The organism is Bradyrhizobium diazoefficiens USDA 110, from assembly GCF_000011365.1.
Lineage (GTDB): Bacteria > Pseudomonadota > Alphaproteobacteria > Rhizobiales > Xanthobacteraceae > Bradyrhizobium > Bradyrhizobium diazoefficiens.
The window spans coordinates 6,445,188-6,471,656 of record NC_004463.1; the positions used below are offsets into that span (position 1 = coordinate 6,445,188).

Genomic DNA, 26,469 nt, shown 5'->3' on the forward strand with positions numbered 1-26,469 from the left:
CGCGGGCCATGATCCGACCATCTCTTCGCACCTTCTTCGCGGGCGCCCTGCTGCTTGCCGGGATTTTGACCGCTTTGCGGTCCGAGCGCGCAGTCGCGCAGGACGCCGGCGCCATGCAGATCAATTGGGAGGTGCGCAACCGCTTCCGCCTGTTCCGCGAGGAGCGCGACTTTCTGCTTCATGTGGAGAACGCGCGTAACCGCAGCATCCTCGCCGCCGAACAGTCGCTGGAGCTCCAGAGCGAGGGCCGCGGCTGGGCCCGCAACATGGTCAACCGGCTCTGCATCGACCTCCAGGGCCGGGTCAACCAGCCCTGCACCCGCGACAACGTCAAAGAGAATTACCTCACCCCGATCGACCATCCGGTGACCGTGCGCCTGACCGGCGCGGTGCCGGTCGGCGCCACCTGCGCCTGGTCGTTCGACGACGGCGACGGACCGCAGACCTCGACCTTCGACTGTGCCGAGCCGGTCAATCTGCGCGTCCGCTACGGCCGGCAGACGGTCGCGAGCGTCGACGTCTCCTCCGGCTCCGATCCGACCCAGCGCGTTCAGACCGAGATCCAGGTCCGCGACATCTTCGTCGCCGGCCTCGGCGACAGCATCGCCTCGGGCGAAGGCAATCCCGACCGGCCGCTGGCGCTGTCGGACGAAGGTTTCTGCTTCCGCTCCTATCTCGGCACCGCCGGCGCGCAGTACTACCGGCCGAGCCGCGCCGGCTATAAAGGCGGCCGCGCCTGCGAGGCGCCGGATACGCTCGCCAACTGGCAGCGCTACGGCGCGCTCTGGTTCAACTCCCCCTGCCACCGCTCGCTCTACAGCTACCAGGCCCGCACCGCGCTGGCGCTCGCGGTGCGCTACACCCACATCGCGGTGACCTTTCTGCCGCTCGCCTGCACCGGCGCCAGCATCGGCGACGGGCTGCTCGGCTCGCAGCGCGCCCGCGAATGCGCGCCCAGCAAAAACGGCAATTGCCAGACCAGCGTGAACGCGCAGGTCGCCGAGCTGCGCGAGGCGCTCACCGCGGCGAAGAAGCGCCAGCCGGACCGCACGCTCGATCTCGTGCTGCTCTCGATCGGTGCCAATGATGTCTACTTCTCGGGTCTCGTCGCCGACGTCATCGTCGACACCGCGACCGAGCGCGCGCTGTTCCGCCGCTCCGGCGTGATGGCGAGCGTCGACGATTCCCGCGATGCGCTGGCGCGCGAGCTGCCGCAGAATTTCGTCAAGCTGCGCGAGGCGCTGAAGCCGCTGGTCGGCGGCGACCTCTCGCATGTGGTCTATGTCTCCTACGCCAATCCGGCGCTTGCCGATGGCGGCGTGCCCTGCCGCGGCGGCCGCGCCGGCTTCGACATTCATCCGTCCTTCAACGCCGATCCGCAGCGCCTCGCCCGCGTCTCGACCTTCGTCGACACCGAATTCCTGCCTCAGTTGAAGGGGCTCGCCACCTGCACCCGCGGCGCGCTGTGCCGCGATCCCGAAGCCGACCGCATGACGTTCGTCGATGCGCATCAGGCAGCGTTCGCCGATCACGGCTTCTGCGCGCATGCGGGCAACGATCCCGAATTCGACCGCACGTGTTTTGCCGAGAACGGCCAGAGCTTCAATCCCGATATCGTGAGCGCGGCGAGCCAGCCGATGCTGTGCGGCCGCGGCGCCTCCGAGTATCGCGCCTATCTGCCGCGCGCGCGCTGGATCCGCGACGCCAATGACAGCTACTTCGCCGCGATGACCTATCCGCAAGGCCTGCCGGCCGCGAGCCAGCCGACCGACATCCACGACGCCACCTGGGGCGTGCTCTCCGCCGTCTATGGCGGCGCCGTGCATCCAAGCGCCGAAGGCCACGCCGCGATGGCGGATGCGGCGCTGCCGGCCGCAAGCAGCGTGCTCGGGCTGGATGCAGTACCGCCGCCCGTGACGCGGGGACTGCTGCCGCAGCTGCTACCGAGCGCGCGGCAGTAGAAGCGAGAGCGAGCGCTCTCCACACCGTCATTGCGAGCGCAGCGAAGCAATCCAGAGTCCATCCGCCGAAAGATTCTGGATTGCTTCGCCGCGCTCGCAATGACGCGCTGTGAGTACGAATACTATCTCCCCGAGTCGTCCTGGCTTTCGCCAGAACGACGATTGGGACGAGCGCGGTCTCCATCCTCACGATCGTTCCCTCCCACCTGCCGTTCCATCAATCCAAAAACGGCATCGATCGATACTCCCTTGAACTTGGACACTTTGCCGCGCGCGCCTCTAGGAGTCGTGGTGAGGAAACATTTCGAGTTCTAAGGAGGCGCGTGATGAGCGCAGTGGTGTCCGCAGCGGACGTGAGGAGGTCTCGCGTCAGGCTGTTCATCGTGACCATGTTGTTCCTGGTCACGACCGTCAACTACGCCGACCGCGCCACGCTCTCGATCGCGGGCCCCGCGCTCTCCAAGGAGCTGCATCTCGATCCCGTCGCGATGGGCTGGATCTTCTCGGCCTTCGGGTGGTCCTATGTGATCGCCCAAGTGCCGGGCGGCTGGCTGCTCGACCGCTACGGCTCGCGCCTCGTCTATGCCTTCGGCATCATCGTCTGGTCGCTGTTCACGCTGATGCAGGGCTGGGTCGGCTTCCTCAGCGCCGGCGCTGCCATCGTCGTGCTGTTCGCACTCCGCCTCCTTGTCGGCGTCGCGGAAGCGCCGTCCTTCCCCGCCAATGCCCGCATCGTCGCCGCCTGGTTTCCCGGCAACGAGCGCGGCACCGCGTCCGCTTTCTTCAATTCGGGACAGTATTTCGCGACCGTGATCTTCGCGCCGCTGATGGGCTGGATCGCCCACGATTACGGCTGGCGCTACGTGTTCTTCGTGATGGGCGCGCTCGGCGTGATCATGGGTCTCGTCTGGATCAAGACCATCTACGGCCCGAAGGAGCATCCCGGGATCAACGAGGCGGAGTTCGACTACATCAAGGAGGGCGGCGCGCTGGTCGATCTCGACGCGCCCAAGGAAGAACGTGCGCCTCAGTCCGGCTCCGGGTGGGACCACATCCGCCAGCTGCTCTCCAACCGCATGATGCTCGGCGTCTATCTCGGCCAGTACTGCATCAACACGCTGACCTATTTCTTCCTGACCTGGTTCCCGGTCTACCTCGTCAAGGAGCGCGGCCTGTCGATCCTGCAGGCCGGCTTCGTCGCGACGCTGCCGGCGCTGTGCGGCTTCATCGGCGGTGTGCTCGGCGGCATCATCTCGGACGCGATCCTGCGCAGCACCGGTTCGCTGACCATGGCGCGCAAGATTCCGATCGTCGGCGGCATGCTGCTGTCGATGTCGATCATCGCCTGCAACTATGTCGACGGACATGCACTGGTGGTCGGCTTCATGGCGCTCGCCTTCTTCGGCAAGGGCATCGGCGCGCTCGGCTGGGCTGTCGTCTCCGACACCTCGCCGAAGGAAGCCGGCGGCGTCTCCGGCGGCCTGTTCAACACCTTCGGCAACCTCTCCTCGATCACCACCCCGATCGTGATCGGCTACATCCTGGCCGCGACCGGCTCCTTCAACGGCGCGCTGCTGTTCGTCGGCGCCAATGCGCTGGTCGCCGCGTTCGCCTATCTCGTCGTGGTGGGCAAGATCGAGCGGGTGGTGCTCAAACGTTCCTCCTGAGGGCTCCCGCGGGAGCTTGACCAGGCAACTCAACGGCGGCTCAAAAGCCGCCGTCTTTGTTTTGGGGATGATCGATGCTAGAAGTGCCGGGGAAACGCCTTATTCATCTAAGGCATGTATCGATGTTCGACCTCAACCAGCTCCGCTGTTTCGTCACGGTGGCGGAGGAACTACATTTCGGCCGCGCCGCCGCGCGGCTGAACATGACCCAGCCGCCGTTGTCGCGGCAGATCCAGGTGCTCGAGCACATCATCGACGCGCCGCTGCTGGAGCGCACCAGCCGTTCGGTGCGCCTGACGCCGGCCGGCCGCAGCTTCCTGCCGGAGGCGCGCCGCATCCTCAAGCTTGCGGAAAGCGCCTCGCAGGTCGCCCGCCGCATCGCGCTGGGCAAGACCGGCTCGCTCAAGATCGGCTTTACGGCGGCGGCCGCCTACGGCTTCCTCCCCGAGCTGGTCGCGGCCTGCCGCGCCAAGCTGCCCGAAGTCGATTTCTCGCTGAAGGAGATGGTCTCCGGCGACCAGTTCGAGGCGCTCAGCTCCGGCCAGATCGACGCCGGCCTGCTCAGGCCGCCGATCGCGCGCCCCGAAGTGGCCAGCCGCCGCGTCGTCGCCGAGCCCCTGCTTGCCGCGATCCCGAAGAAGCATCCGCTGGCGAGCGCCGACAGCATCACCATCAAGGATTTCGACGACCAGCCCTTCGTGATGTATTCGCCCTATGAGAGCCGCTACTTCCACGATCTCCTGGTGGCGCTGTTCACCCGCGCCGACGTGCTGCCGCGCTATGTCCAGCATCTGAGCCAGATCCACTCGATCCTCGCCATGGTCCGCGCCGGCCTCGGCCTTGCCATCGTGCCGGCCGCGGCCGCAAGCCTGAAGATCTCCGACGTGCGGCTGCGGCCGCTCAAATTGCGCACGCGCGTCCCGGTCGAGCTGTTCATGGTCTGGCGCCGCGACGACGAGAATCCGCTGCTGTCGGCGCTGGTCAAAATCGCCGGTGAATTGTCCTCCGCGGAGACCATGGAAGATTGATGCTGATTTCGCATCGGTCGATATAGGCTTTGGCTTGGACGCGCATCGAACGGTCTCCTAAACCACGGCGCATGGACGCGCAGGCTTGCGTCCTCCACAACACGCAATTAGGGAGCCGCGCCCATGAGCAAGATGACCCCGCAGGAAATGGCCCAGACGATCGGATCGGGCCTCCTGTCCTTCCCCGTCACGCCGTTCAAGGCGGACTACTCCTTCGACGAGGCGACCTACCGCGCCAACATGGACTGGCTGTGCGGCTATGACGTCGCGGGCCTGTTCGCCGCGGGCGGCACCGGCGAGTTCTTCTCGCTGACGCCGACCGAGGTCCCGCAGATCGTCAAGATCGCCGTCGAGGAGACCAAGGGCCGCGTGCCCGTCCTCGCCGGCACCGGCTACGGCACCGCGATCGCCCGCGAGATCGCTGTTGGCGCCGAGAAGGCCGGCGCCGACGGCCTGTTGCTGCTGCCGCCCTATCTCACCCATTCCGAGCAGGACGGCCTTGCCGCCCATGTCGAGGCGGTCTGCGCCGCCGTGAAGATCGGCGTCATCGTCTACAACCGCGACAACGCCATCCTTCAGCCCGACACGCTCGCCCGTCTCGCCGAGCGCTGCCCGAACCTCGTCGGCTACAAGGACGGCATCGGCGACATCGAGCTGATGACCCGCGTCTACACCAAGCTCGGCGACCGCCTCACCTATATCGGCGGCCTGCCGACCGCGGAAACCTTCGCGCTGCCCTATCTCGACATGGGCGTGACGACCTACTCCTCGGCCGTGTTCAACTTCGTTCCGGAATTCGCGACCAACTTCTACGCCGCGGTGCGCAAGCGCGATCACGCCACGATCCATGCCGGGCTGAAGGACTTCATCCTGCCGCTGATCGCGATCCGCAACCGCAAGAAGGGTTATGCGGTCTCCATCATCAAGGCCGGCATGAAGGTGATCGGCCGCGACTCCGGCCCGGTCCGCCCGCCGCTGACCGATCTCACCGAGCAGGAGATTGCGGAGCTGACCGCGCTGGTCAAGAAGCTGCCCGCCATCCGATCGTCACAACAGGCTGCAGAATAACAAGACAACAGGGAGGAGCATGCGATGGCCCAGACTGACATCTCCGGCGCGCCAGTCGCCGGCGCACCGGTCGTCACGGCGATGCAGGTGATCCCGGTCGCGGGCCGCGACAGCATGCTCCTCAACTTAAGCGGCGCGCATGCGCCGTTCTTCACCCGCAACATCGTCATCCTCACCGACAATGCCGGCCACACCGGCGTCGGCGAGGTGCCGGGCGGCCAGAAGATCTGGCAGACGCTCCAGGACGCGCGCGATCTCGTGATCGGCAAGACCGTCGGCGCGATGAACAACATCCTCGCCGACGTCCGCACCGCCTTCGCCGATCGTGACGCCGGCGGCCGCGGCAAGCAGACGTTCGACCTGCGCGTCATGATCCATGCGGTCACGGCGATCGAGTCCGCGCTGCTCGACCTGCTCGGTCAGCATCTCAACCTGCCGGTCGCCGCGCTGCTCGGCGAAGGCCAGCAGCGCAAGAGCGTCGAGACGCTCGGCTACCTCTTCTTCGTCGGCGATATCAGCAAGTCCAGGCTCGACTACGTCACGGGCGAGACCGGCAAGGCGGAGTGGTTCAACCTCCGCCATCAGGAGGCGATGACGCCGGAGACCGTGGTGCGGCTCGCGGAAGCCACCCACGATCATTACGGCTTCGCCGATTTCAAGCTCAAGGGCGGCGTGCTCCGCGGCGAGCAGGAGATCGAGGCCGTCACCGCGATCGCCAAGCGCTTCCCCAACGCGCGTGTCACGCTGGACCCGAACGGCGCCTGGTCGCTCGACGAGGCTGTCAGCCTCTGCAAGGACATGCACGGCATCCTCGCCTATGCCGAGGACCCCTGCGGCGCCGAGGCCGGCTTCTCCGGCCGCGAGATCATGGCCGAGTTCCGCCGCGCCACGGGTCTGCCCACAGCGACCAACATGATCGCCACCGACTGGCGCCAGCTCTCCCATGCGCTGCGTCTCGGCGCGGTGGACATTCCGCTGGCCGATCCCCACTTCTGGACCATGCAGGGCTCGGTGCGCGTGGCCCAGACCTGCCGCGACAACGGCCTGACCTGGGGCTCGCACTCCAACAACCATTTCGACATCTCGCTCGCGATGTTCACCCATGTCGGCGCCGCCGCCCCCGGCAAGGTCACCGCGATCGACACCCACTGGATCTGGCAGGATGGCCAGGCGCTGACCAGGGAGCCGCTCCGGATCAAGGGCGGCAAGATTGCGGTCCCCGACAGGCCGGGCCTCGGTATCGAAATCGACAGGGCGGCCATCGACGCCGCGCATGACCTCTACAAGCAGCATGGACTCGGCGCCCGCGATGACGCTATTGCCATGCAGGACCTGATCCCCGGCTGGACCTTCGACGACAAGCGTCCCTGCCTCGTTCGGTAAGAAACTTTCCCTGGAGGAATGATATGACTGCGATCCTGAAAAACTTCATCGGCGGCGAATGGGTCGACGGCTCCGGCGTCACCAGGAACATCAACCCCTCCAACACCAACGACCTCGTCGGCGAATATGCCAAGGCCGACAAGGCACAGACCGAGAAGGCGATCGCAGCCGCAAAGGCCGCCTTCCCCGGCTGGGCGCAGTCGACCCCGCAGGTGCGCTACGACGCGCTGAACAAGATTTCTCTCGAAATCCTCGCCCGCAAGGAAGAGCTCGGCCGCCTGCTCGCCCGCGAGGAAGGCAAGACCCTGCCCGAAGGCATCGGCGAGGTCGCGCGCGCCGGCCAGATCTTTGCGTTCTTCGCCGGCGAAGCGCTGCGGCTGATCGGCGAGAAGGGCGCATCCGTCCGCCCCGGCCTCGACGTCGAGCTCACCCGCGAGCCGATGGGCGTCGTCGGCATGATCACGCCCTGGAATTTCCCGATCGCGATCCCGGCCTGGAAGATCGCGCCGGCGCTTTGCTACGGCAACACGGTCGTGTTCAAGCCTGCCGAGCTGGTGCCGGGCTCGGCGCATGCGCTGTCCGAGATCATCACCCGCTCCGGCATTCCGGCGGGTGTGTTCAACCTCGTCGTCGGCTCCGGCTCCGTGGTCGGCCAGACCCTGCTCGATCACCCCGACGTCGCCGCGATCTCCTTCACCGGCTCGGTGCAGACCGGCCGCAAGATCGCGCAGGCCTGCGTGCTGTCGAACCCGATGAAGAAATTCCAGCTCGAGATGGGCGGCAAGAATCCGCTGGTCGTGCTCGACGATGCGGACCTCAAGACCGCCGTCGAGGTCGCCGTCAACGGCTCCTACTTCTCGACTGGCCAGCGCTGCACCGCCTCCTCGCGTCTGATCGTCACCGAAGGCATCCATGACCGGTTCGTCGCCGCGATGGCCGAGCGCCTGAAGGGCCTGTCGGTGGACGACGCGCTCAAGGCCGGCGTGCATATCGGCCCCGTCGTCGACCAGAGCCAGCTCGACCAGGACCTGCGCTACATCAAGATCGGCCAGGACGAAGGCGCAAAGCTCGCCTTCGGCGGCGAGCTGCTCCAGCGCGAGACGCCCGGCCACTACCTCCAGCCGGCGCTGTTCACCGAAGCCAACAACAACATGCGCATTGCGCGCGAAGAGATCTTCGGCCCGGTCGCCGCCGTCATTCGCGCCAAGAACTACGAGGAAGCGCTCGCGATCTCGAACGACACCGAGTTCGGCCTCGCCTCCGGCATCTGCACCACCAGCCTGAAATACGCCTCGCACTACAAGCGCAACAGCGAGTCCGGCATGGTGATGGTCAACCTGCCGACCGCCGGCGTCGACTATCACGTGCCGTTCGGCGGCCGGAAGGGCTCGAGCTACGGCGCCCGCGAGCAGGGCTCCTATGCCCGCGAGTTCTACACGACGGTGAAGACCGCTTATACCTATCCGGGTTGAGACATCGTAGGGTGGGCAAAGCGAAGCGTGCCCACCACTTACGCTCGGTGTGAAGACGGTGGGCACGGCGCGTTGCGCCTTTGCCCACCCTACGATTTCGGAGGCAAGCGCAGATGGACCAGTCAGTCGCAGCGAAAGAGCAGTCCCGCTACATCAAGCTCAACGAGCGCGACAATGTCGCGATCGTGGTCAATGATTTCGGGCTTCCCGCCGGCTCCCGCTTCGCCTGCGGCCTGACACTGCGCGCCTTCGTGCCGCAGGGGCACAAGACGGCGCTGGTCGACATCGCGGAAGGCACACCGATCATCCGCTATGGCGAGGTGATCGGCTACGCGCTCTCGCCGATCCTGGCCGGCGAATGGGTGGATGAGGCGCGCATTCGCATGCCGGAGGCCCCTGCCCTCGACAAGCTGGAAATCTCGACCGCCGTGCCCGCTCCGCTGCCGCCGCTCGAAGGCTTCACCTTCGAGGGCTACCGCAATCCGGACGGCTCGGTCGGCACCAAGAACATCCTCGGCATCTCCTCCTCCGTGCAATGCGTCAAGGGCACGATGGAATATGCGGTGAAGCGCATCCGCGCCGAGCTCTTGCCGAAATACCCGAACGTCGACGACGTCGTGCCGCTGACGCACGCCTATGGCTGCGGCGTCGCCATTAACGCGCCCGACGCGGTGGTGCCGATCCGCACGCTGCAGAACCTCGCGCTCAACCCCAATTTCGGCGGCGAAATTCTGGTCATCAGCCTCGGCTGCGAGAAGCTCGCGCCCGAGCGGCTGGTGCCGGAAGGCATCAGCGATGCCATCGTCCGCATGCAGGACGAAGCCTTCGACGGTTTTGGCGCGATCGTCGATGCGATCATGACACAGGCCGAAGCGCGCCTGAAGATTCTCAACAAGCGCACCCGCGAGACCTGCCCGGCCTCCGATCTCGTCATCGGCCTGCAATGCGGCGGCAGCGACGCGTTCTCCGGCGTCACCGCGAACCCCGCGGTCGGCTTTGCCGCCGACCTCCTAGTGCGCGCCGGCGCCACCGTGATGTTCTCGGAAGTCACCGAGGTGCGCGACGCGATTCAGCTCCTGACGCGACGCGCCATCAACGAGGATGTCGGACGTGCCTTGGTGCGCGAGATGGCCTGGTACGATTCCTACCTAGCCCGCGGCGGCGCCGACCGCAGCGCCAACACCACGCCCGGCAACAAGAAGGGCGGCCTCGCCAACATCGTCGAGAAATCATTGGGCTCGATCGTGAAGTCCGGCTCGTCCGCCATCACCGGCGTGCTCTCGCCCGGCGAGAAGGCGACGCAGAAGGGCATGCTGTTCGCGGCAACGCCTGCCTCCGACTTCATCTGCGGCACGCTCCAGCTCGCCTCCGGCATGACCTTGCAGGTGTTCACCACCGGCCGCGGCACGCCCTACGGCCTTGCGGCAGCGCCTGTGATCAAGGTCGCGACCCGCAGCGAGCTCGCGCGGCGCTGGAAGGACCTGATCGACTTCGATTCAGGCAGCATCGCCACCGGCGAGAAGACCATCGAGGAATGCGGCTGGGACCTGTTCCGCCTGATCCTCGACGTCGCCTCCGGCCGCACAAAACCGTGGTCGGATCGCTGGGGCATCCACAACGACCTCACGCTGTTCAATCCGGCGCCGGTGACCTGAGAGTCACGGACTGTCGGTCAGGTGCATGTCGCCCAGCGTGATGGGCAGGCTGCGCGTGATGAGGTCCGCAATCGCCGCGCGCAGCCGTTCGCCCGAAGCCGAACCGCCGAACGTCTCGTCAACCGGCCCGCTCGGGCCGGCGAGCCGGAGGGTGCCGGTGTTGTCGAGCGGCGCAGCCGCCCGCTTCTCGATCACGTCGAATGACTTGCCGTCGATGACACGCACCTCGTACAGCGCGTGGATCAAACCGTAATCCGCAAGCAGCGTCCGGTATTCGGCGAGCCCGACACCCTCGACGTTGCGGCCGTTTCCAAGCTTCGATCTTGCCCTTGTGATGACGATGTACGCATCCAGCCCCTGTGGCGTGACATCGCTGCGAACCAGCTCCTTGAACGGATCGCTGCGCAGGAGATTGACGGGCGCGACCGCCGAATCCCTGATCGCGGCGAACGCGGCGCGCCTGTAGCTCACGGCCTGCACGCGGAAGCGTGGGCTCAGCAGCCTCGTCGCCTGCTGGACGATCATCTCGTCCAGCCCCCACGCGCTGATCGAGGCGCTTTGCCCGGTGTTGCCGAGCGCGGTCAGGCCGGCCTGCGTCAGGCTCATCTCCTCGCCGATGGCCGAGACGATGCCGACGGTCTTGATCGCCTGGAGCCGGCTCGCGCGCGTCTCGAACGCCGCGGCGGCACTGAGGACGACGGAAGTCACCGCAAGGGCGATCCATAGAACAACATGACGGCGCATGACGACTATCGAATCCTGAAGTCGAACGAATAGGACGCACCGAGGCCGATCGTGGTCTGGTTCGACGATCCACGCAGCCTCACCAGCGGACTGTCCGCGGCGTCGCCAAGCAGCTTCTCGTATTCGACATAGGCATGGACCTCCCACTGGGGATTGATGCGATAGGAGATCTGGCTGCCGAAGCCGACCGAGTGCGCACCACCCCTGGCATCGTACGTCGGCAGTCCCGACGCCAGCGCCTGCGCCGCATCGACGCCGAAATACGGCGCGGTCGCCTTGGTGCTCTTCCAGGTGAAGCGCGGGCCGGCCGAGATCGTGAGCCTTTGAATCAGCGGCACAATGACGTCGGCGGAAACGTCGGCCACGGTGCCGGTATGGCCACCCAGGCCCTGACGCAGTTCGCTGCGCAGACGCAACCAGTCGACCGGATAATATTCGACGAAGCCGCCGAGCTCGTATGCGGCCTTGACGTCGCCGAGACCGGTCAGCTCGGAATATTTGTCGCTCTTGCGCGACGAGACGTATTTGAACGCAGGCCCTGCGCGAAAATTGCCGACGTCGAGCAGCGCAATGCTGGCGCTGTCGCGGGGGCCGCGAAACTGGTCGAACGATCCGGCGCGGCGAATGGAAAAGATCGGGATCGGGCGGAATTTTCCGTTGTCCGATCCGACGAAGTCTGGCGTGTATTCGCCGCCGATGCCGACCATGACGGTCCAGTTGCCGGAGGGCGAGGGCAGCATCGGCAGGTCGAACGGCGGGGCCGGGAGCGTGAACGCGGTCTGCGCCGATGCAGACTGAGGGATCGCGATCGCGCCGAGTGCGGCAAGGAATACGCTCAGCAAGCTCTGCTGCGCGCGCGTCGCATGATCGAGAGCGGCTTCGTCAAGATGCTTCATTACGGGGCCCCGGACCGGCCCTGCTGGCCGGTCGACTGGTGTGGTCAGGAGCCCAGCATGTGATCCGGCAAAATTGCCCCAAGATTGCAACGGGCAACCGTCCCTGCGACAGCCCGCGCGCCAGATGCGCCGCCGGATCAACATTGCCCGAACATTGCCCGGGCCACGTTCACGCTCCAAACTTTGACCGCGCGCGAGGTGAGCGCCCTCGTCCCTGCCATTTATTCGCCAAGCTCGCTGCCTTAAAGGGAACCTCGCGCACGAACCGAAATGCCGGAATTCGGCCAGGGAGCGTCAAGGTCGGGGTTTTGTTGCCCCAGCAGAGTCAAGGACGACCCGCGTGCGCTCCCTCGTGATCGAAGACGAACCACAGATCGGCGCCTATGTCAGCCGCCTGCTCGGGCAATTGCACGGCGTCGTCGACCTTGTCGGCTCGATTGCCGATGCCCGGCAGGCGCTGGTCAACTTCAAGTACGATCTCGCCATCGTCGACCGGATGCTGCCGGACGGCGATGCGCTCGAGGTGGTCACGGCGCTGAGCCGGTCGCCGGAACGCCCCGCCATCATCATGCTGACGTCCAAGGACGCCAAGGAGGATGTCGTCGACGGCCTCAACGGCGGCGCCGACGACTATCTCGGCAAGCCGTTCGAGCCGCAGGAGCTGATTGCGCGGGTGCGCGCCGTCTTGCGCCGGCCTCGCCTGCTCGCACCCGCGGTGCTGTCGCTCGGCAATGTCGAGCTGCATCTCGGCAGCAACGAGGCGGTGGTCGCCGACACCAAAATCCTGCTGCGGCGGCGCGAGGCGCTGATCCTCGGAGCGCTCCTCATGCGCCGCGACCGCGTCATCACCCGCGCCGCCCTGATCGAGGAGATCTACGGCTTCGACGACGAGATCGAATCCAACACGCTCGAAGCGCAGGTCTCGCGCCTCAGGAAGAAGCTGGCCGCGCTCGGCGGCGACGTCGAGATCCGCAGCATGCGCGGCATCGGCTACATCCTGCGGCTGGCAACGCCGCGATGACGTCGATCGCCCGGACCTTTGCGCTGTCGCTCGGCATCGCCGCGACGACGATTTTCCTGATCATGCTCGGCCTCTTCATCTGGCGCTATCCGATGGAGGAACGCGAGTTCAGGGCTTGCCGGGTCGTGGCCGCCGTTCTCGATCGCGCCACGATGGTCGAAGGGCAAAACCTGACGGTGCGCCCGACGCCCGCCCTCGAAGAGCTAAAGGCGGACAGCCCGAACCTCTGGTACGTCGTGTCCGCAGGCGACATGGTCAGCGAGTACGGCAGCGAACGCCGGCCGGCCCTCCCCTTCGCGTTTCCCTATCACGGGCCTGTCGGCTCATCGGTCTTCAGCACGCTCGACCAGAAGAGCACCTTCTGCCTTGCCGTCGTGCAAAGGGGTTCGCTGCAGCTCGCGATGATGGTCGGCGAGCCTCACGTCCGTTTCGGCCGGCTTGCAAGAAACTTTCTCATCCGCAGTGTCTTTTCGATCACGCTGCTGGCGCTGGCCTTTGCCGCGACCGTTGCCGTCGGCGCGGCGCTGGCCGCGCGTTTCGTCTCACGCGGTATCGAACGGGTGGCGCTTCGCGCGCTCGCAATCGACCCTGCAGCACCGCAAGGTCTGATCTCCCTGTGCGAGGTCCCTCGCGAGCTGAAGCCGCTGGTCGAGGCGCTGAACCGCGCCTTCGGCGAGATCGACGCCTATATCAGGATGCAGCGCCGCTTTCTCGGCAATGCCGCCCATCAGCTCCGCACGCCTTTGACGCTGCTGCGCGCGAAGATCGACGACGTGCCCGATCCAGCCCTGAAGGTCGAGCTGGTGCGCGACGTCCGCCGCCTCACCTCGCTGGTCTCCGCCATGCTCGACCTCGCGCGCCTGCAAAATCACGCGATCGAGAAGCGGCCGATCGACCTTGCCGAGATCACGCTGGACGTGCTGGCCGATTTCGGCCCCTCGGCGCTGGACGCCGGCATAGAGCTTGCGCTGGAGCGGGCCGACCAGGGACCTTTGCTGGTGCAGGGCGTGGACGCAGCCATTCGCAGCGCGCTCGCCAATCTCGTCGGCAACGCACTCATCCACGCCCGTGGCGCGCGACGCATCACCGCCACGCTCGATCGCGGCAGCATCTCGATCCACGATGACGGCGCGGGCCTGCCCGACGATGCGGAGCACAAGCTGCTCGAGCCGTTTCAGACCGGCAACAGCGCGGGCGACGGCGCCGGCCTCGGCCTGTCGATCGTCCGCGAGATCATGGCCGCCCACGGCGGCGAGCTGGTCATCTCCTCCGAGCCCGGCCGCGGCACGACGATGCGCCTGTGCTTTCCCGAGGCCACAGCGACGACCAGATCCCGGCAGCTCGATCTGCAAACGCGCTAGCAAATCGCCTCGGCCCTTCCGTGAAACCGTCCGGAAACATTGGCGCGGAAAACTTCTTCCGCGTTTCGCGCCTGTCGCATCACGCAATCAAATAGAGCGCCGGCGGCGATCGAATGTTCGCACACCAGCGAACCTGTTGCGGCATCGATGCGACCAAACCTCCGATTGCCATCTTTCACGGAGATTTTCCAATGCGTGTTCTCTCGATGATTGCCATTGCCGGCGCGATGATTGCGAGCTCGGCCGGGGCGTTCGCCGGCGAGCTTCCTTCTTACGAAATCAAGTCGTTTCCGATCTCGGCAACGCAGGTGCAGGTGCTCGGCGGCGCCGGCGTCGAGGAGCAGTCGGCTTCGCCCGCGATGACCGTCGCCGGCATGCCCGCCTCGCCCGCGCAAGTCTCGGTGCTGTCGCCGCGGGTCAAACGGCTCGCGAGCGCCGGTTCGGCGAGCGAGGCGCGCTAAGCGTCCGTCACCGGACAACGATCGCATCGTTGAGCTGAAGTTTCCACAACGTCATGGCCGGGCTCGTCCCGGCCATCCACGTCTTGCCGAGGCCACTCAGAACGTGGATGCCCGGGACGAGCCCCCGGGCATGACGAACCTCTTCCGCGCCGTCAGGAGTTTGGCGCTCGCACGTTTCTACGTCATGCTGCCCGGCATGAAGCAGCGCACGCGCGGATGGCCGTCGATATAGTGCTTCCACACCATGGTCCGGCCGATCTTGTTCGGCTCGGTGATCACGGCACCGTCGGGCACGACCACCCATTCGTCGTCGAGATGCACACGGTAACGCCCCTTGTCGGATTCCCAATCGACATCGGCGACCACGTAGCCGTCGGCATCCGAGCAGCATTGTCCGTATTCGCTGCGCAGGCTCTCGAACCAGGGCTTGAGCGGCGAGTTGGCGTAGCGGCCGTCGTCGCGCGCCAGCGCCGAGGTCGCAAGCAGCGCCATCAGCCCCAGCGGCGCCGCCGCACATAGTCTGGCAAGTCGCATGTCGTCTTCCCGCAGATCGCAATCAGCGCCGCGAGGGACAGGCGCCGCCGTCGGCCCTCCGCACGGTGGCGGCAGGCGTGGAGACGGCGACTCGCTCCCCAGCGGCTTTGCGACAGCTATGCAAATCCGGCGCCAGCGCGCATTCCGGAGAACTACTGCTCGCACGGTGTTGCCCATGTCGGCACGCACGTCCTGCATGCTCCGGGTGCCGGCGATTTGTCGCGCATTTTCGAGGCTTTCCTTGTCGCACCTCAACGTGTACGAACGTGGCCGCGAAACCTATCGCATTTGTTTAACCGGCTGTTTCGATTAGAGAAATCAGGTGACGGCGTGACTGGCATTGGACCGGCAGCGCTATGAGTTCGAGAGAGTTGCTCCCTGGCCAGCAGGACGCGACCGATTTGCCCGCAAACGAGGTGCAGTTTGCGCTGGTGATTTCGCGCATGCTGGAGACGGTGAAGGATGATCCGGAGTTCAGGCGGCAGCTCGTCTACGATCTTGCCCGCTACAAGCTCCAGGAGCAGTTCACCTACGCCGACGCCAAGAACATCGACCAGATGAAGCGGGCGCTCGAGGTCGCAATCGAGGAGGTCGAGAAGTTCTCGCGTGAAGAGGCGCCGCTGGAGCGGTTGCCGCAACATCAACTCACATCGGCGAAGGCGGGCGAGACAGGCGGCCCACTTCTGTCCGCCGACGCTCCGGTCCTGCGATCGGCGATCGAGACATCCAGGCGGCCTGCGATCTCGGGTCCGCTCTGGCCGGTGATGAAGCGTACGGGGGCCATCCTGCTTGCCGCCGGCGCCATCGTTCTTCTCATCTCGCAGCGAGACCATATCGCCGCGCTGCGCCGGCTGGTTTCGTCCCAGGCCCAGGAGATCGCGCTGGTCCCGCCCAGACCGGAGACGACGATCACGGTCAGCAAGCCGGAAATGGTGACCGCCGTCGCACCGCCGTTGAAACCGACGCGCGTGCTTCCAACCGACTACGGCGTCTACGCCTTGATCGACGACAAATCGCTGGCGGAGTTGAATGCGACCGGCGTCATGGCGCCGGACATGCGCGTCGCGATTTCACCGGAGTTCAAGAAGCCCGATCGGCCGCATCTGCCGAACGGCCGCGTCAAATTCATCGTGTTCCGCCGCGACGCCGCACACGCGATTCCCGAACGCGTCGAGGTTCGGGTCGTGGCGAAGATCGCCAGGGAGTTTTCGACCGACGCCGCAGGCAAGACGCTGAATGGCGGAGACGACGTCGGCGTCATCCGCAACTTCGCCTATCCGTTCCGGGTGTCACCGATTCCAGGGACACCCGAGATGCACGAGCTTCACACCGGCGATTCAGAGCTCGAACTTGCGCCCGGACATTACGTCCTGAGCCTGGGCACGCAGGCCTATTATTTCCAGGTCGACGGCGAGATCACCGATCCCCGGCAATGCCTCGAGCGGGTCGTTGCCGGCAACGGCACCTTCTATGCGCCGTGCAAGAAGGCGCGGACGTATTGACAATTCCGTAGCCCGGGTGAGCGCAGCGATATCAGGGACAAGTGGTCCCGCATATCGCTTCGCTCATGCGGGCGACAAGAGAATGCGGAAGCAACCTTACTGGATTGCTTCGCTACGCTCGCAATGACGAGACGAGGCGCGCACGTGCCACGCACTCAGCTGTCATCGCCCGCGAAGGCGGGCGATCCAGTACTCCGTGACGGACGTGATTGAATCGAGAGGCTGCGGCGTACTGGATTCCCCGCCTGCGCGGGGAATGACAGCGGCATGTGAAACAACGACTGTAGAGCCTACTGCTTCGGCGCCGGCGCCATCATTGCGCCGCCCTTCTTCGCCGCGGGCGCGGGTGCGGGCTTGGTCGCTGCGGCCTGTGCGGGCAGATATTTGGCGACGATGGCGGGATCGACCTGCGCGATGTTGGCGTCCGGCAGGCGCGTCCAGGTCTCGTCCTTGCCGAACAGGGAGATGCCGAGGAAGCCGCGCATGGTCAGGGTCTGGCCATCGGGGCTCACCGTCATCTTGGCCTTCCAGATATTGCCGTCGCGCGGATTGACCACGTTACCGCCATCATACTTCAACCCGTCGCGCTTCATGTCGCGGATGAAGGACAGGCCTAGCACCGGCGCGTTCTTGCGATCGTCCGTGCACTTCGCACAGACCTCGTTCGGATCGTCGCCGGGCCGCGGGAACGTCTTGGCGATCACGCCTTCGAACACACCGTTGTGGTCGACGAAGAGGAACCATCCCACCGTCTTGCCGTCTTCGACCTTCTGCCAGAGCCCTGCGGCGGTTGGCTGGGCCGACGTCGCAACCGGGGCTTGCGCCGCAGCCGGGCTCACCGCGCCGAGCGACAGCGCGAGCGTGAGGAGCGAGAGCAGCCGAAAGCTGGGAAACGGATTCCGCATTATGATCACCTTGCTATTCCACGACTGGAATGGCCGCAGACTACGGCGATTTCGCGAACGGTTCCAGCACCAGAAACATGGGGCATCCTTCCCGCCCCGCTCGCGGTCAGCTGACCCCGAGCTTCTTTTGCAGGCTGGAGGACGAGGTCGTGTACTGGAACACGAGCCGCTTCTCCGGATAGACGTAGCGATGGGCTTTTTGCGACATCAGCGCGCCCTCGTGGAAGCCGCACAGGATCAGCTTGATCTTGCCGGGATAGGTGTTGATGTCGCCGATGGCGAAGATGCCTGATATGTTGGTCTCGAACGCGGATGTCTCGACCGGCACCAGATTGTTCTCCAACGCAATGCCCCAGTTCGCGACCGGACCGAGCTTCATGGTCAGCCCGAAGAACGGCAGCATGGCATCGCAGGCGATCTCGGTGACGTTGTTGTCGTTGCCCTTGATCGTCGCGCCGGTCAGCTTGCCGTCAGTGCCGGCGAGCGAAGTGACCTGGCCGAGCCGGAGATCCATCTTGCCGGCCGCGACCAGCGCGCGCATCTGCTCGACGCTGTGAGGGGCTGCGCGAAATTCGTCGCGACGGTGCAGAAGCGTGATGCGCTTGGCCACCGGATGCAGATTGAGCGTCCAGTCGAGCGCGGAATCGCCGCCGCCGACGATCAGCACGTTCTTGTCGCGGAACGTCTCCATCTTGCGCACGGCGTAATGCACCGAGGTGCCTTCATAGGCTTCGATGCCCGGCACCGGCGGACGCTTGGGCTGGAACGAGCCGCCGCCGGCCGCGATCACCAGCACCTTGCATTCGAACACCTTGCCGGCATCGGTGGTGCAGCGAAATGCGGGATCGCCGATCTTCTCCACCGTCTCGACCATCTCGCCGAGATGGAAGGTCGGATGGAACGGCTTGATCTGCTCCATCAGCGCGTCGGTGAGCCCCTGCCCCGAAACATGCGGAATGCCGGGAATGTCGTAGATCGGCTTTTCCGGATAGAGCTCGGCGCACTGGCCGCCGACCTTGTCGAGGATGTCGACGAAATGGGCCTTCATATCGAGAAGGCCGAGCTCGAAGGCGGCGAACAGACCGCAGGGGCCGGCGCCAATAATCAGCACATCGGTTTTGATCACGTCGCTCATGTCGTCTCTTTATCGTTATCGGTTGGACGGCGCCCTTTGGGCCGAGGTGACCCTGCCTGTCTAGCCAACGGGGATGGATCAGGGAAGGCATAAAAGCGGGAGCGCCCCGCAGCCGCGCCCACTTGCCGGGTCAAAATAACTGGGCTGTAACGAGGCTGGATATGACGGAGATCAATCGGTGAACGCACCAAGCCGCCTCGATACCACGCCGCGCCTGGAGGACTACCCCTACCGCCTCAGCGACAACGTCCGCTTCGGCGATCTCGATCCCAACCAGCACGTCAACAACGCGGTCTATGCCACCTATTTCGAGACCGGCCGTGTCACCCTGATGAAGAGCCCGGACTACGGGCTGACGCCGCCGGGCCTCGCCTGGATTATGGTGCGGCTCGACATCCATTTCCGCGCCGAGCTGCACTGGCCGAACACGATCGAGCTCGGCCTCGGCGTGGTGAAACTGGGACGGACGTCAGTGACCTTCGAGCAGGTCGTGTTCTCGCAGGGAAAATGCATCGCCTCGGCGACGTCGGTCGGCGTCATGCTCGACGAGACGACGCGGCGGCCGGCGCCGCTGACCGCGGAGATCGTCGAGAAGCTCAGACCCTGGCACAAGCGCGGCATCGAGGTCGCGCCGCCTGGCACCTGATGCAGGGGAACGGTCGGATCAGGCCTGGCGTTCCGGCGTCGACACGACCAGCCCGTCGAGCTCGTCGGAGACCTTGATCTGGCAGGACAGGCGCGAGTTCGGGCGCACGTCGAAACCGAAGTCGAGCATGTCCTCTTCCATCGGCGTCGGGCTGCCGACCTTCTCACGCCAGGCTTCGTCGACATAGACATGGCAGGTCGCGCAGGCACATGCGCCGCCGCATTCGGCCTCGATGCCGGGAATGCTGTTGCGGATGGCGGCTTCCATCACGGTTGCGCCGTTCTCGATTTCCACCGTACGGGTTTCGCCCTTGTGGTCGACAAAGTGAATCTTGGCCATGTGTGCTCGTGCTGCCGCGATGTTGGGAATGAAGGAGGGTCCGGGCTGTCCTATAACGGGTCGGTTAGCCCGGCGCCATAGCGTTTTGATGCGAGCTGGATCCCGGTTTGCGGGCAGAAAACGCGTCAAAACAAAAGACTAGAGACACCGCCGTTTGCGGGGTTGCCGGCCTAGTGCTTCAGGATCGCCTCGATGGCGGCGCGGGCCTCGGCCACGGCCTCCTTCAGCGCGGCGAAGGCGTGGTGCCGGTCGTGGCCGGTCCGGATCGCGGTCTCCAGGTGAGCGGCGGCATCCGCTACCGCAAAGGCGCCGATTCCGCGGGCCGAGCCCTTGAGCTTGTGCGCGAGCGCGCCGGCCTCGGCCGGCAAATTGGTCATCGCGGCGAGCAGGCGAACCGCCTGCTCGGCGAACATTACGAGCACTTCCTGCTCCAGCTCGGCGTCGCCGAGCGTCATGCGGGAGAGGTGGTCGAGATCGAGCGGGCTGTCGACGGGCGCAAGCGGGGGCGAGGGCATCCATTCCATCCGTTGCAGTTCAGGCGTCATGGCGCAGGACCCCCGGCATCGCGCGACGGTTCCGCCGGTTCGGCGGTGCGGTTCCTCCTAGCCAAGCATGGAAATGGTTAACGAAATGTTTGGGCCGCCTTACGTAAATCCGCCCGTTTATTGACGAAAAGTTGCCGCAATCGGCCGAGTCCGGTGGAGAATTGCATTTATTGCTAAGGCGTTACGGCCCGATCCTGTTAACGATGATTAAGATTGTCTTAATCGCGGGCATTTCATTCGCGACGCTCTGCCAATAGGATGTTGGAGAAATTGGCGGACAAGCCGTCCGGGTGGGGACGGCTGAAAGATCCGCGCAAGCGGCATGATCCGGTCTGTGGGCTTGCGTAGCGCGCGGGGCTCGCGGGGGGACGCGTACAAGTAACGAGGGCTCGGACTGAACATGGCGAACACTCCGAAAAAGGTCAAAGACCCGACAGAAGTTGCGCTTTCTGCGATCCAGGAAGCTCTGAACATCAGCGACACCGCTGCGGACACCAGCCGCAACGCCTCGATGCGCAACGAAACGGCGTCTTCGGTGGCGCCCCCGGAGCCCCCGATCTTTGACGAGCCGAGCTTCGAGCCGCGCCCTGCCGCGAACGAGCGGGCCACCGTGTTCGATACGATCGAGGAGCCGCGCTCGACGCGCCGCGCCGCCAATGATGACCGCGAGACCATCGGCCAACTGCTCCAGGCGCTCCAGAAGGGCCGCCCTGCCCGCAGCGTCTATACCTTCGCCACCATCTTCGCCGGCGTCTGGCTCGCCGCCTGCGCCGCGCTGACCGTCGGCTTCCTGCCCTCGATCCAGGCCGCCATGGGCCAGAGCGGCGGCGTGCTCGTCATCGCCGGCCTGATCGCGATGTTCTTCGCGCCGATCATGCTGTTCTATTTCCTCGCGAGCCTGGTCTGGCGCGGCCAGGAAATGCGCATGATCGCACAGGCGATGGCGCAGGTTGCGATCCGCTTCTCCGAGCCGGAAGGCTCGGCCTCCGATTCCATGGTCACCGTCGGCCAAGCCATCCGCCGCGAGGTCGCGGCGATGGGCGACGGCATCGAGCGCGCGATCGCGCGCGCCGGCGAGCTCGAGACGCTGGTCGCCAACGAGGTCGCAGCGCTGGAGCGCGCCTACTCCGACAACGAGGTGCGTATCCGCGCCCTGCTCCAGGACATCGCGCATCAGCGCGACAACCTGGTCGGCCAGGCCGAGCAGGTCCGCAGCGCCATCTCCGGCGTGCAGATCGACCTGCGCCACGACATCGCACTGATCTCGGATGCGATCGCCTCGCGCGTCGACGAGGTCGCCAAGAGCATCACCGGCGCTCTCGAAGAGCGCGGCGCCCACATCACCGGCGCCCTGAGCAATGCCGGCGACAACATGATCCTCGCGCTCGGCGAGCGCGGCGGCGACCTGCTCGACCGCCTCGAGGAAGCCAGCAACGAGACCACGCGCGCCGTGCTCGACGCCAGCGAGCGGCTGACCACCAGCCTCAACTTCAAGACCGGCCACGTCCACGACGAGTTCGTCGACCTCGCCGACCGCGTCCACGAGATGCTGAACGAGCGCATCGACCGCATCACCGGCGAGTTCGAGCAGCGCTCCGCCGCGATCGTCGACGGCATCTCCGAGCGCACCGAGCAGGTGCACGACAGCCTGAAGAATTCGTCGGACTCCCTGCTGCTCGAGCTCGAGCTGCGCTCCAACGACCTCTCCGCCAAGATCGACGATGCCGGCAACCGGCTCGCCAACCAGATCATGACCTCCGGCGACAAGGCGAGCGACGCGCTCGACGCCACCGTCAACACCCTGGTCGCCAAGGTCGTCAGCCAGACCGAGACCGCGCACGACTCGCTGTCGCTCCAGATGAGCGCGTTCGACGAACTGGTGAAGAATCAGGGCACCGAGCTGGTCGAGAAGTTCGCCCGCGATTCCGGCACGCTGGGCGCGCTGATCACCCGTCACATCTCCGAGTTCGACCGCACCGTGAAGACGTTCGGCGGCGAGGTCGTGGAGCGCATGGGCCAGCGCACGCAGGACATTGCCGAGACGCTGAAGACCTATGTCGACAATTTCGACACCCGCTTCACCTCGCACGGCGGCCGGATCACGGCCGTGCTAGACCAGCGCCTGATGCAGTTCGAGACCACGGTCGGCGAACGCGTCGCCAACCTCGATGACTCGCTGAACGGCAAGATCACCAGCCTCGACAGCACGATCGACGGCCACATCAAGACCTTCGACCAGCAGCTCGGCGGCCGCGTCACCGCGCTCGAACAGTCGTTCGACACCCGCGCGAGGTCCGTCACCGAGACCATCGACGGGCGACTCAACACGCTCGCCGCGTCACTGACCGACGGTGCCGCGCAGGCGATCCAGTCGATCGACTCCCGCCTCACCCATCTGACGACGTCGCTGACCGGAGGCGCCTCGCAGGCGCTCGAGTCCATCGACTCCCGCCTGACCAGCCTCACGACGACGCTGACCGACGGCGCATCCCAGACGATCCAGACGATCGATACGCGCCTGACGCACCTCACGACCACGCTCACCGGCGGCGCCTCGCAGGCGCTCGAATCCATCGACTCCCGCCTCACCTACCTGACCAGCGCGGTGACGAACGGCGCATCGCAGGCCGTGCAGTCGATCGACTCGCGCCTCAGCCTCCTGACCTCGACCCTCACGGACGGCACCGCGCAGGCGATCGAGGCGGTCGACCGCCGCATCACCGGCGTCACCGAGATCATCGACGGTCGCAGCATGCACCTGACCGACACGGTCACGGCGCGCTTCCAGGACATCCACCAGGCCATCGAGACCAAGGTCGGCTCGGTCGCCAGCGACATCGACGTGCGCGTGGCGCAGTTCGAGGACCTGCTCGGCTCGCGCGTCGAGGCCGTCGCCGGCCGCATCGAGAGCAGCGGCCGCCAGGCCAGCGAGGACATGATGTCCCGCGCCGAGATGATCTCGACCGCGATCCGCTCGCATGTCGAGGACGCCGAGCGTTCGCTCACCAACCTCGTGGTCAACACCAGCGAGACCATCCAGACCGGGGCGCGCACGGCGCAGCAGTCGCTGATGACGGTCTCCTCCGACGTCAACGCCCAGCTCAAGATGACTTCCTCCGAGGTCGAGCGCGCGCTGACCGCGGTCGGCACTGGCGCCGCGAACTCGATCCTGACCAGCGCCCGCGAAGCGCAGTCGACGCTAGTCGCCGCCTCGGGCGATGCCTCCAACCAGATCAAGGGGCTCGCGGCCGACGTCGAACGCACGCTGTCGGCGGCCGGTTCTGCGACCGCAGCCTCAATCCTGGCCGGCGCCCGCGAGGTGCAGACCACGCTCGTCACCGCCTCCTCGGATGCCGCCACCCACGTCAAGACACTCACCGCCGACGTGCAGCGCTCGCTGTCGCTGGCCGGCGCCACCACGGCGGAATCCATCACCGCCGGCGCCCGCGATGCGCAGAGCGCGCTGATCGCGGCTTCGAGCGAGACCGCCAACCAGATCAAGGCGCTGTCCTCGGACGTGCAGCGTTCGCTCTCGATGGCCGGCACCGCGACGGCCGAGACCATCACGACCGGCGCCCGCGAGGCGCAGAACACCCTGGTCACGGCGTCCTCGGATGCGGCGAGCCAGGTCAAGTCGCTCGCGGCCGAAGTGCACCGTTCGCTCTCGCAGGTCGGCCAGTCGACCGCCGAGACGATCACGACCAGCGCCCGCGACGCCCAGAGCACCCTGCTCGCGGTCTCGGCCGAACAGACCAGCCAGGTCCGTTCGCTCGCGGCCGAGATGCAGCGCGCGCTGGCGACCGCCGGCGGCGCCACCATCGAGGCGCTCACCAGCGGCGTGCGCGAGGCCCAGGGCACGCTGATCTCCGCTTCGACGGACGCGGCAGGCCAGATCAAGTCGCTGACCACGGACATCGAGCGCACGCTGACCGCGGTCGGCGCCGACACCGCCTCGACCATCCTCAACAGCGCGCGTGAGGCGCAGACCTCGCTGACCTCGACCTCGGCGGATGCCGCGAGCCAGATCCGCACGATCTCGACCGAGATCGAGCGCGCGCTGAGCGCGGCCACCGCGAACGCGACCAACGACATCCAGACCAGCGCGCTCAACGCCCAGAACGCGCTGATCTCCGCCTCCAACGAGGCGAGCTCGCGGGTCAAGTCGAGCTCGGCCGACGTCGAGCGCTCCGTGCTCGCCGCCAGCAGCAGCTTCGGCCAAGCCATGACCGGCAAGACCGACGAGATCGTCACCTATGTGCAGCAGCAGGCCGACCGTCTGTCGAACATGATCGACGCCAAGCGCGGCGCCCTGGTCGATGCGATCGGCTCCAAGACCAGCCAGCTCACGCTCGACATCGACCGCGTCACCTCGGACGCGCTGAAGTCGATCGAGACGCGCGGCCATGCGTTCTCGCAGACGATGATGGGCAACGGCTCCGAAGTCGCCCGCACCATCAACGCGGCGAGCGAGATGGCCACCGGCGCGGTCGGCAAGTCGCTCAAGGACCTCGAGCAGGCTTCGCGCGCGGCGATCGACCAGTCGCGCCAGGTCTCGATCGCGGCCGTCACCGAGATGCAGGAGACCAGCAAGATCCTGCGCACCGACACGGTCGCCCTGTTCGAGCGTCTGCGCGAAGGCAACATCCTCCTCCAGGAGGTGCTGACCGGTGCGCACGACAACCTCAACTCGCTCGAGCGGGCGCTGGTGACGCGTGTCGCCGACTTCGTCTCGGCGATGAACGACGTCACCTCGCGCAACGGCGCTGCGACGCAGAACCTGGAAGACCAGCTCAACGTCTTCAACACGAAGACCACGCGGGCGCTCCAGGATCTCGGCGAGCTGTCTACCCAGTTCGACGCGCACGGCAAGGCGCTCGTCGAAGCCGCCCAGGTCGTCGAGCTGAGCAACAAGAACACCACCGCCTCGCTCGCTGAACGCAAGCAGGCGCTGGAATCGCTCGTCACCACGATCGACCTGCGCACGGCCGATCTCGACCAGCGCCTGTCGCGCTTCACCGGCCTGCTCGATGAATCGCTGGCCGCGGCCGAAGAGCGCGCCCGCGACATCGCCCGCGTCGTCGCGGAGACCGCCGGCGCAGGTTCCGCCGCAATCACCCGCCAGTTCGAGGCGGTGCGCGCGGCCTCCGAGGAAGAGCACCGGCAGACCCTCGACGCCATGCACGACATCTACCGCCAGACCACGGACGAGGCGGATGCGATGTTCAAGCAGTCGACGGAGAAGTTCTCCAACCTCGTCTCCAGCATGAAGCAGATGGCCTTCGAGATGCACAACGAGCTCGAAGCCACCCGCAACGAGCTGCGCCGCGGCGTGCTCGAGATGCCGCAGGAGGCCGCCGAGAGCACTGCGCAGATGCGCAAGGTGATCGTCGACCAGATCGAGGCCCTCGCCGAGCTCAACCGCATCGTGGCCCAGCATGGCCGTGGCCTCGACGTCTCGACGGCGGGCCGCGCCAGCGTGCAGCGCCAGGAAGAGCCGTTGCTGGCGGCCGTCGGCGCTCGCAGCACCGAGACCCGCCTGCGCGACACCGGCAGCGCCTCGACGCTGCCGCCGCCGGACCTCGGCATGCCGGCCACTTCGCGCCGCACCGAAGCTCCGCCGGTTGCGCCGGCTGGCAACGACCAGGGCCGCGACGGCTGGCTGTCGGACCTCTTGAACCGCACGGACGCCAACCAGGGCGCTCCGAACGGCCGCGAGGCCCCGCGCGGCCGCCAGCCTGCACCGGCTCCGCAGCCGCAGGCTCCGCAAGGTAGCAGCAATCCGCTGGAATCGCTGTCGCTCGACATCGGCCGGCTGATGGACCGCAACCTCGCCGCCGAGATGTGGGACCGCTACCAGCGCGGCGAGAACAAGGCCTTCACCAAGCGGCTCTACACGCCCGCCGGCCAGAAGGCCTTCGACGAGGTCGCCCGCAAGTATCGCGCCGATCGCAACTTCAAGGGTACGGTCGACCGCTATGTCGCGGAGTTCGAACGCCTGCTCGACGAAGTCGCCCGCGACGGCCGCGGCCCGCAGGAGCTGCGCAGCCACCTGACCTCGGAGACCGGCCTGGTGTACACGCTGCTCGCGCACGCGGCGGGACGGCTGGGGTAACACTCAAGCCAATCGCGAATAAAAAACGGAGGCC

21 protein-coding genes are annotated in these 26,469 nt (G+C 66.2%); 13 read left to right on the forward strand and 8 right to left on the reverse strand.

The window, feature by feature from the left end; genetic code table 11:
- Positions 1-8 precede the first annotated feature (8 nt).
- The 7 genes from BJA_RS29700 to garD all read left to right on the forward strand — a co-directional run bounded on the left by BJA_RS29700 (position 9) and on the right by garD (position 10,234).
- Positions 9-1,961 (forward strand): hypothetical protein, encoded by a 1,953-nt coding sequence (locus tag BJA_RS29700; protein WP_011088609.1) that lies wholly within the window; start codon positions 9-11, stop codon positions 1,959-1,961.
- Positions 1,962-2,287: 326 nt separating this feature from the next.
- The gene (locus BJA_RS29705; protein ID WP_038967746.1) at positions 2,288-3,628 is read left to right on the forward strand and encodes an MFS transporter; all 1,341 of its coding nucleotides are present in this window, start codon (positions 2,288-2,290) and stop codon (positions 3,626-3,628) included.
- Between the two features lie 122 nt (positions 3,629-3,750).
- Positions 3,751-4,656: a LysR substrate-binding domain-containing protein gene (locus tag BJA_RS29710; protein ID WP_011088611.1), complete on the forward strand. Its 906-nt coding sequence runs from the start codon at positions 3,751-3,753 to the stop codon at positions 4,654-4,656.
- A 123-nt stretch (positions 4,657-4,779) separates the two neighbouring features.
- The gene (kdgD, locus tag BJA_RS29715) at positions 4,780-5,724 is read left to right on the forward strand and encodes a 5-dehydro-4-deoxyglucarate dehydratase (RefSeq protein ID WP_011088612.1); all 945 of its coding nucleotides are present in this window, start codon (positions 4,780-4,782) and stop codon (positions 5,722-5,724) included.
- A 24-nt stretch (positions 5,725-5,748) separates the two neighbouring features.
- The gene (gene gudD / locus BJA_RS29720) at positions 5,749-7,107 is read left to right on the forward strand and encodes a glucarate dehydratase (protein WP_011088613.1); all 1,359 of its coding nucleotides are present in this window, start codon (positions 5,749-5,751) and stop codon (positions 7,105-7,107) included.
- 23 nt (positions 7,108-7,130) lie between these two features.
- On the forward strand, positions 7,131-8,579 hold the full coding sequence (locus BJA_RS29725; RefSeq protein WP_011088614.1) for an aldehyde dehydrogenase family protein: 1,449 nt from the start codon (positions 7,131-7,133) through the stop codon (positions 8,577-8,579).
- A 113-nt stretch (positions 8,580-8,692) separates the two neighbouring features.
- Complete coding sequence (gene garD, locus BJA_RS29730; RefSeq protein WP_011088615.1) at positions 8,693-10,234, forward strand: galactarate dehydratase; 1,542 nt, start codon at positions 8,693-8,695, stop codon at positions 10,232-10,234.
- A gap of 3 nt (positions 10,235-10,237) precedes the next feature.
- Here garD and BJA_RS29735 read toward each other — a convergent pair whose 3' ends face one another.
- Positions 10,238-10,978, reverse strand: coding sequence for a hypothetical protein (locus BJA_RS29735; RefSeq protein WP_011088616.1), 741 nt, complete (start codon positions 10,976-10,978; stop codon positions 10,238-10,240).
- Positions 10,979-10,983: 5 nt separating this feature from the next.
- Positions 10,984-11,874, reverse strand: a complete 891-nt coding sequence (locus tag BJA_RS29740; RefSeq protein ID WP_038967744.1) for a MipA/OmpV family protein — start codon at positions 11,872-11,874, stop codon at positions 10,984-10,986.
- Between the two features lie 340 nt (positions 11,875-12,214).
- Between BJA_RS29740 and BJA_RS29745 the strand changes: the two genes are divergently transcribed.
- Together BJA_RS29745 and BJA_RS29750 are read left to right on the forward strand one after the other, a co-directional pair.
- Positions 12,215-12,895, forward strand: coding sequence for a response regulator transcription factor (locus BJA_RS29745; protein WP_011088618.1), 681 nt, complete (start codon positions 12,215-12,217; stop codon positions 12,893-12,895).
- Entirely contained in the window at positions 12,892-14,256 is a 1,365-nt protein-coding gene (locus BJA_RS29750) for a sensor histidine kinase (RefSeq protein ID WP_011088619.1), read from the forward strand. Before BJA_RS29745 ends, BJA_RS29750 begins: the two co-directional genes overlap by 4 nt.
- Here the strand turns inward: BJA_RS29750 and BJA_RS29755 are convergent.
- A complete protein-coding gene (locus BJA_RS29755; RefSeq protein ID WP_162494128.1) occupies positions 14,253-14,435 on the reverse strand; it encodes a hypothetical protein in 183 nt (60 codons plus the stop codon). The two genes, BJA_RS29750 and BJA_RS29755, sit on opposite strands and share 4 nt — an antisense overlap.
- A gap of 12 nt (positions 14,436-14,447) precedes the next feature.
- Between BJA_RS29755 and BJA_RS29760 the strand changes: the two genes are divergently transcribed.
- Positions 14,448-14,717 (forward strand): hypothetical protein, encoded by a 270-nt coding sequence (locus tag BJA_RS29760; protein WP_038967743.1) that lies wholly within the window; start codon positions 14,448-14,450, stop codon positions 14,715-14,717.
- A gap of 177 nt (positions 14,718-14,894) precedes the next feature.
- On the opposite strand, the gene BJA_RS29765 is transcribed toward BJA_RS29760, so the two are convergent.
- The gene (locus tag BJA_RS29765) at positions 14,895-15,251 is read right to left on the reverse strand and encodes a hypothetical protein (protein WP_028173251.1); all 357 of its coding nucleotides are present in this window, start codon (positions 15,249-15,251) and stop codon (positions 14,895-14,897) included.
- Between the two features lie 401 nt (positions 15,252-15,652).
- Between BJA_RS29765 and BJA_RS29770 the strand changes: the two genes are divergently transcribed.
- Positions 15,653-16,753 (forward strand): hypothetical protein, encoded by a 1,101-nt coding sequence (locus tag BJA_RS29770; RefSeq protein WP_236842093.1) that lies wholly within the window; start codon positions 15,653-15,655, stop codon positions 16,751-16,753.
- A 290-nt stretch (positions 16,754-17,043) separates the two neighbouring features.
- Here BJA_RS29770 and BJA_RS29775 read toward each other — a convergent pair whose 3' ends face one another.
- Together BJA_RS29775 and BJA_RS29780 are read right to left on the reverse strand one after the other, a co-directional pair.
- Positions 17,044-17,658 carry a DUF2147 domain-containing protein gene (locus BJA_RS29775; RefSeq protein ID WP_028173249.1) on the reverse strand — a complete coding sequence of 205 codons (615 nt, stop codon included), beginning with the start codon at positions 17,656-17,658 and terminating at the stop codon, positions 17,044-17,046.
- Between the two features lie 106 nt (positions 17,659-17,764).
- Positions 17,765-18,793, reverse strand: a complete 1,029-nt coding sequence (locus tag BJA_RS29780; protein WP_011088624.1) for an NAD(P)/FAD-dependent oxidoreductase — start codon at positions 18,791-18,793, stop codon at positions 17,765-17,767.
- Between the two features lie 178 nt (positions 18,794-18,971).
- Between BJA_RS29780 and BJA_RS29785 the strand changes: the two genes are divergently transcribed.
- The gene (locus BJA_RS29785) at positions 18,972-19,439 is read left to right on the forward strand and encodes an acyl-CoA thioesterase (protein WP_011088625.1); all 468 of its coding nucleotides are present in this window, start codon (positions 18,972-18,974) and stop codon (positions 19,437-19,439) included.
- Positions 19,440-19,457: 18 nt separating this feature from the next.
- Here BJA_RS29785 and BJA_RS29790 read toward each other — a convergent pair whose 3' ends face one another.
- Positions 19,458-19,778, reverse strand: coding sequence for a 2Fe-2S iron-sulfur cluster-binding protein (locus BJA_RS29790; RefSeq protein WP_011088626.1), 321 nt, complete (start codon positions 19,776-19,778; stop codon positions 19,458-19,460).
- A gap of 170 nt (positions 19,779-19,948) precedes the next feature.
- Positions 19,949-20,323 carry an Hpt domain-containing protein gene (locus tag BJA_RS29795; RefSeq protein WP_011088627.1) on the reverse strand — a complete coding sequence of 125 codons (375 nt, stop codon included), beginning with the start codon at positions 20,321-20,323 and terminating at the stop codon, positions 19,949-19,951.
- A 400-nt stretch (positions 20,324-20,723) separates the two neighbouring features.
- On the opposite strand from BJA_RS29795, the gene BJA_RS29800 reads away from it, so the two are divergent.
- On the forward strand, positions 20,724-26,435 hold the full coding sequence (locus tag BJA_RS29800; RefSeq protein ID WP_011088628.1) for a hypothetical protein: 5,712 nt from the start codon (positions 20,724-20,726) through the stop codon (positions 26,433-26,435).
- The last annotated feature ends 34 nt before the right edge of the window (positions 26,436-26,469 follow it).

Bases quoted from the DNA above. Each gene is read 5' to 3' on its own strand.
- BJA_RS29700 (WP_011088609.1), top strand. From the start codon at position 9: ATGATCCGACCATCTCTTCGCACCTTCTTCGCGGGCGCCCTGCTGCTT.
- BJA_RS29705 (WP_038967746.1), top strand. From the start codon at position 2,288: ATGAGCGCAGTGGTGTCCGCAGCGGACGTGAGGAGGTCTCGCGTCAGG.
- BJA_RS29710 (WP_011088611.1), top strand. From the start codon at position 3,751: ATGTTCGACCTCAACCAGCTCCGCTGTTTCGTCACGGTGGCGGAGGAA.
- kdgD (WP_011088612.1), top strand. From the start codon at position 4,780: ATGAGCAAGATGACCCCGCAGGAAATGGCCCAGACGATCGGATCGGGC.
- gudD (WP_011088613.1), top strand. From the start codon at position 5,749: ATGGCCCAGACTGACATCTCCGGCGCGCCAGTCGCCGGCGCACCGGTC.
- BJA_RS29725 (WP_011088614.1), top strand. From the start codon at position 7,131: ATGACTGCGATCCTGAAAAACTTCATCGGCGGCGAATGGGTCGACGGC.
- garD (WP_011088615.1), top strand. From the start codon at position 8,693: ATGGACCAGTCAGTCGCAGCGAAAGAGCAGTCCCGCTACATCAAGCTC.
- BJA_RS29735 (WP_011088616.1), bottom strand. From the start codon at position 10,978: ATGCGCCGTCATGTTGTTCTATGGATCGCCCTTGCGGTGACTTCCGTC.
- BJA_RS29740 (WP_038967744.1), bottom strand. From the start codon at position 11,874: ATGAAGCATCTTGACGAAGCCGCTCTCGATCATGCGACGCGCGCGCAG.
- BJA_RS29750 (WP_011088619.1), top strand. From the start codon at position 12,892: ATGACGTCGATCGCCCGGACCTTTGCGCTGTCGCTCGGCATCGCCGCG.
- BJA_RS29760 (WP_038967743.1), top strand. From the start codon at position 14,448: ATGCGTGTTCTCTCGATGATTGCCATTGCCGGCGCGATGATTGCGAGC.
- BJA_RS29765 (WP_028173251.1), bottom strand. From the start codon at position 15,251: ATGCGACTTGCCAGACTATGTGCGGCGGCGCCGCTGGGGCTGATGGCG.
- BJA_RS29775 (WP_028173249.1), bottom strand. From the start codon at position 17,658: ATGCGGAATCCGTTTCCCAGCTTTCGGCTGCTCTCGCTCCTCACGCTC.
- BJA_RS29780 (WP_011088624.1), bottom strand. From the start codon at position 18,793: ATGAGCGACGTGATCAAAACCGATGTGCTGATTATTGGCGCCGGCCCC.
- BJA_RS29790 (WP_011088626.1), bottom strand. From the start codon at position 19,778: ATGGCCAAGATTCACTTTGTCGACCACAAGGGCGAAACCCGTACGGTG.
- BJA_RS29795 (WP_011088627.1), bottom strand. From the start codon at position 20,323: ATGACGCCTGAACTGCAACGGATGGAATGGATGCCCTCGCCCCCGCTT.
- BJA_RS29800 (WP_011088628.1), top strand. From the start codon at position 20,724: ATGGCGAACACTCCGAAAAAGGTCAAAGACCCGACAGAAGTTGCGCTT.